This window comes from Mesorhizobium sp. M7A.F.Ca.US.006.01.1.1 (genome assembly GCF_003997935.1).
GTDB lineage: Bacteria > Pseudomonadota > Alphaproteobacteria > Rhizobiales > Rhizobiaceae > Mesorhizobium.
This window is the reverse complement of the sequence record NZ_RZQL01000407.1, coordinates 1-3,715: the sequence shown is the minus strand read 5'-3', so window position 1 is coordinate 3,715 and position 3,715 is coordinate 1. Positions and strand designations below refer to the sequence as shown.

At 58.8% G+C, this 3,715-nt stretch carries 2 protein-coding genes and 2 pseudogenes; 1 reads left to right on the top strand and 3 read right to left on the bottom strand.

Translation table 11 applies throughout. The features are described 5' to 3' along the window. Together EN943_RS35915 and EN943_RS35910 are read right to left on the bottom strand one after the other, a co-directional pair. Positions 1-413, bottom strand: a pseudogene (locus EN943_RS35915) (PQQ-dependent dehydrogenase, methanol/ethanol family); the annotation flags it as partial. Continuing rightward, the gene (locus EN943_RS35910; RefSeq protein ID WP_127416484.1) at positions 410-1,114 is read right to left on the bottom strand and encodes a heme-binding protein; all 705 of its coding nucleotides are present in this window, start codon (positions 1,112-1,114) and stop codon (positions 410-412) included. The pseudogene EN943_RS35915 and the gene EN943_RS35910, both read right to left, overlap by 4 nt. A 722-nt stretch (positions 1,115-1,836) precedes the next feature. On the opposite strand from EN943_RS35910, the gene EN943_RS35905 reads away from it, so the two are divergent. After that, complete coding sequence (locus tag EN943_RS35905; RefSeq protein WP_024504611.1) at positions 1,837-2,142, top strand: hypothetical protein; 306 nt, start codon at positions 1,837-1,839, stop codon at positions 2,140-2,142. A 606-nt stretch (positions 2,143-2,748) separates the two neighbouring features. Here EN943_RS35905 and EN943_RS35900 read toward each other — a convergent pair. Next, positions 2,749-3,260: pseudogene (locus EN943_RS35900) on the bottom strand (ferritin-like domain-containing protein). Between the last annotated feature and the right edge of the window lie 455 nt (positions 3,261-3,715).

The window sequence follows — 3,715 nt, the reverse complement described above, 5'->3', positions numbered from 1 at the left end:
GGCCTGGAAAGGTCGAGCGCGTAGACGATGTTGGGAAAGGGCGTGACGATGTACATGTTGTTGCCGACGACCAGCGGCGCTGCTTCCTGGCCCTTGTTTACGCCGGTCGAGAAGGTGAAGGCGACCTGCAGGTTCTTGACGTTGCCTTCGTTGATCTCGCTGAGTTCGCTGAAGCGGGTCGACGCGTAGTTCTTGGCCGGCATTGTCCATTGCCCGTCATCGGGTGGCGCCGCGGCGGCGGGCGGCGCGATAGCCGCCGCCGATGCGGGCTCCGAGGCACCGCTCAGAAACAGGCCGCATGCCAGCAGCATCACCGAGAGTATGCCCGTGCGAAAGGAATTCTCGGTCGCCAATGCGCGGGCGCCGTGTCCTGCGTCAACGCGCGCTGGTGCCGGGTGCAGCATGCCTTTCATTTGTGGATCGAGCCTCCCACGCCGGCGCCGAGCTCCGCCGCGATGTCAGCCTCGGTGCCGGCACAAAGCGGATGGCCCCAGCCCGAGGCGCTTTTGCCGCCGGGATCGACATCGTAGACGATGGCGTCCTTGCGATTGGGATTGACCCCGGCGGGAACCTTGTCGAGGGCAAGCGCCGCGCGAACACGCCAGGCGACATTGTGATCGGCGCATGAGGAATCTCCTGAGACCCCGAGGCCTCCGACGATGCTCTTGCCGTCATAGAGGGCAAGCCCGCCGCCAAACACGACGACGCCTCCGATTGGCTTGCCGACGAGAGGATCGCTGGCACTTCCAAACGTTTTGGGATCGCCCGCATAGGCTGCGGCCTGGTTGACCGGGTTGGTCTCCTGCAAGCCGAAAAGCGGCCCGCCCGGCTGCGTCCCCGCGTAGAGATTGGCCGTCGATAGGGCCATTTGCGCCAGGCTGAGCCCATTGGCTGTATTAGCCTTCTCCGCCGCGACGAGGCGACTGCCTGGCCATTGCGAATCGGCGGTGGGACCGCTGAAAGCGATCGCGCACACCGCGCCGTCGCGAGCAACGACAGCGGCCCATTCGTTGGTCTCAAAGCCACCGTTGGCAGGTCCGCCGCTTGCTTTCACATTGGCCTTGAGTGCGGCGAGCAGCTTATCGTGGTCGGCCGGGCAGGGCGCCTGTGCCATGGCTTGGCCCTGTGGGAACAGGCCACTCGTCAACAACACCAGACCAAAGGCTGATAGCAAACGCCGACAGCGATACATTGTCCTGCCCATTCGTTCGAGCATCAAAGAACCCCGGAGCATTCTGGCAGCCTGGAAAATGCGAAAATGAGTCCGTGGTCCAATGCCGTCGCTATTTAACTTGGGCGATGCAGCTATGTTCCTGCTTTTGCAAAAAATTGCGCAGCCGCGTGCGCCGATGCAAGGTTGCCGTCTGTCCGTGTCGCCGGCGCAATATCCGCGGCCGAGATCGTGGTACCTACTGTCATACGTGTATTGTGATGCAAACGACACCCGGCGAGAAGGAATAAACGTAGCCAAAACAGGCAGTTGACGGGCTGACTGATCCCTGCCCATTGTGCCGGCACCTATGAACGTTGCGCCAGCATTGCCAAGGCAACCTGTCGGCCCTTGGCAATGGGAGAAAACCTGCCTGTCATCGAGGAGTCGGGCACGCCCCTTTGCTTGGTCGAGGCTCGCCTACATCCAACCACACGCCGCCAACTGCGGCGGTGTCACGGACTGGCTGTCGTGGCACACTTTCAGGCAAGGCCAGGATTTCCATCTGCAGTCACGGAAGCAGGAACTTCCCGTCAGCCTGGTTCACGTTTACGCCTTTGCCCGCAGCGTCAGCCGATGGAACATGATGCCGGTCGCCGCCGTTGGAAGGGCTTGGAGGCGGCCGCATGCACCTTGTCCAGATCCTGCTTCCTCGTTCCGACAACGCGGGTGAGCCCTTCGCCAAGGAAGACTTCGATCGTGTGAAGGACGAACTCGCCAATACGTTCAAAGGTGTCACCGCGTATTTTCGGACGCCCGCGGAAGGGGTTTGGAGGGAGGGAAAAGAGTCCGACATGGACGAGATTGTCATCTTCGAGGTGATGACGGAAGAAGTCGATCTGCCCGATTGGCGAAGGCGCCGAGCGGAGTTGGAGCGCCGTTTCCGGCAGGACGAGATCATCATCCGCTACCTACCGATGGCATTGGTCTAAAGGTCCAGACGCCTCCGGGATTGGGTTTTGCCACCCTCTTTCCCGAGTTGAACTGCATTCGAAATCTGGAATGGCCTATTAGAGGTTTAATTACGATCCTTTGGACCTGCGTAATTCATTCAGTGGGTCTTCTGTAGGGCATAATATTGCGCATCGGTCGAATTAGAGAGGAAGGAAATATAACATACGTTCCATCAACCATTTAGACCGTTTGTCGATGTTTGTACTGATGACACTGTTATTTTACTGGTTGCAGGCCTTGCAAGTCGACCTGACGGAGCAGTCTGGACAGGACCGAACCGCCTGCTTCAAAGGGTTGACCGGAAATGGGCGCATTGTTGGCTGTCCAGTGACTACGCTCCTACGGCGTCGGTCATTTTTCTTTTGCTGCCGCCGATCGGTTCTGGCCGGTCGGCGCCGTTGTCTTCGCGTCTTTCGAATGCGCTGCTATTGCAGGACCCGCGCCAGTCGACTTGCGCATATCGCCGTTGCCAGCGGGGCCGGGCTTCTTGCCGAGTAGTCTTGAAACGAGCGTACCTAGATATCCCATTGATACCTCCCGTGAGATTCGCGTAGCGACGGGCCAGTCTTCGCCTGGTGGGGCTACTACACGTTTTCGGCAGCCATGTTGACAGCCGGTTCAGCGAGTTGTGTCAGCGCCTCGTCGGTCGCCTTTTCCTCTCCAAGGGTTAAATTGAGGAGCGAAACAGCTTCATCCAGCCCCAGTTGGGAGGCCTAGGTCTTCAGTGTGCCATAGCGTGAGATTTCGTAGTGCTCCACAGCCTGGGCCGCAGCCAGCAGCCAGCGTCCAGGGCAGGTGTGCCCTTATATTCCTCCATGATCTCGGCACCTTCATCGGTGATGCCCACAATAGCCGCACACGTCTTTCCCTGCGGCTTCTTGCCGATCACTTCGAAAACCTGTTCGAGCCGGGCAACGTGTTCTTTCGTTTCCTCGCGGTGCTTTTCGAACGCCGCCTTCAAATCTGGGCTTTGAGCGGCCTTTGCCATTTTCGGCAGCGTCGCAACGATCTTCTTTTCGGCGAAATAGATGTCCTTCAACGTGTCGTGGAAAAGTTCGTTCAGGCCCTTCGGTGATGCCTTCTTAGTGGGTGCCATCCTGTGTTCTCCCGTTCGCGCTCAAAAGCGAGGCGGAATAGCAACTCGATGCAGGGCAACTGGTTCCGGAGAGCGTTCTCTGATTGCAGTGAAATTGAACGCGACCAATTTATTGCGGAGCCTTGACGCTCAAGATCTGTCTCCCAGCACCAGCCGCCCGACGCTCAGGTAGTCCTAGCTGCAACGGTGGAAGCATCGGCACGGGTGATCGACAAGCTTCCGTGAGTCCATAATCGTCATAGATCAGACGCTTCCGACTACTCACGACGGTAGCTTGCGAAGGGTCTTCCGCATTTGCACATGTTAACCGGCCATCATTCAATGTCTCATGTGCCGCAGAATGTCTGTAGGACGCGTTCATCCGGGCGTGGCGGGTCAGCATAGCGTTCCATGTCCGGCTGCTCATCGAAGGGCCGGCTGATGACCCTCAAAATCTCCTCGAAAGGTGTGAAGTC

Coding starts and splice junctions, on each gene's coding strand:
- EN943_RS35905 (WP_024504611.1), top strand. CDS start 1,837: ATGCACCTTGTCCAGATCCTGCTTCCTCGTTCCGACAACGCGGGTGAG.
- EN943_RS35910 (WP_127416484.1), bottom strand. CDS start 1,114: ATGGCACAGGCGCCCTGCCCGGCCGACCACGATAAGCTGCTCGCCGCA.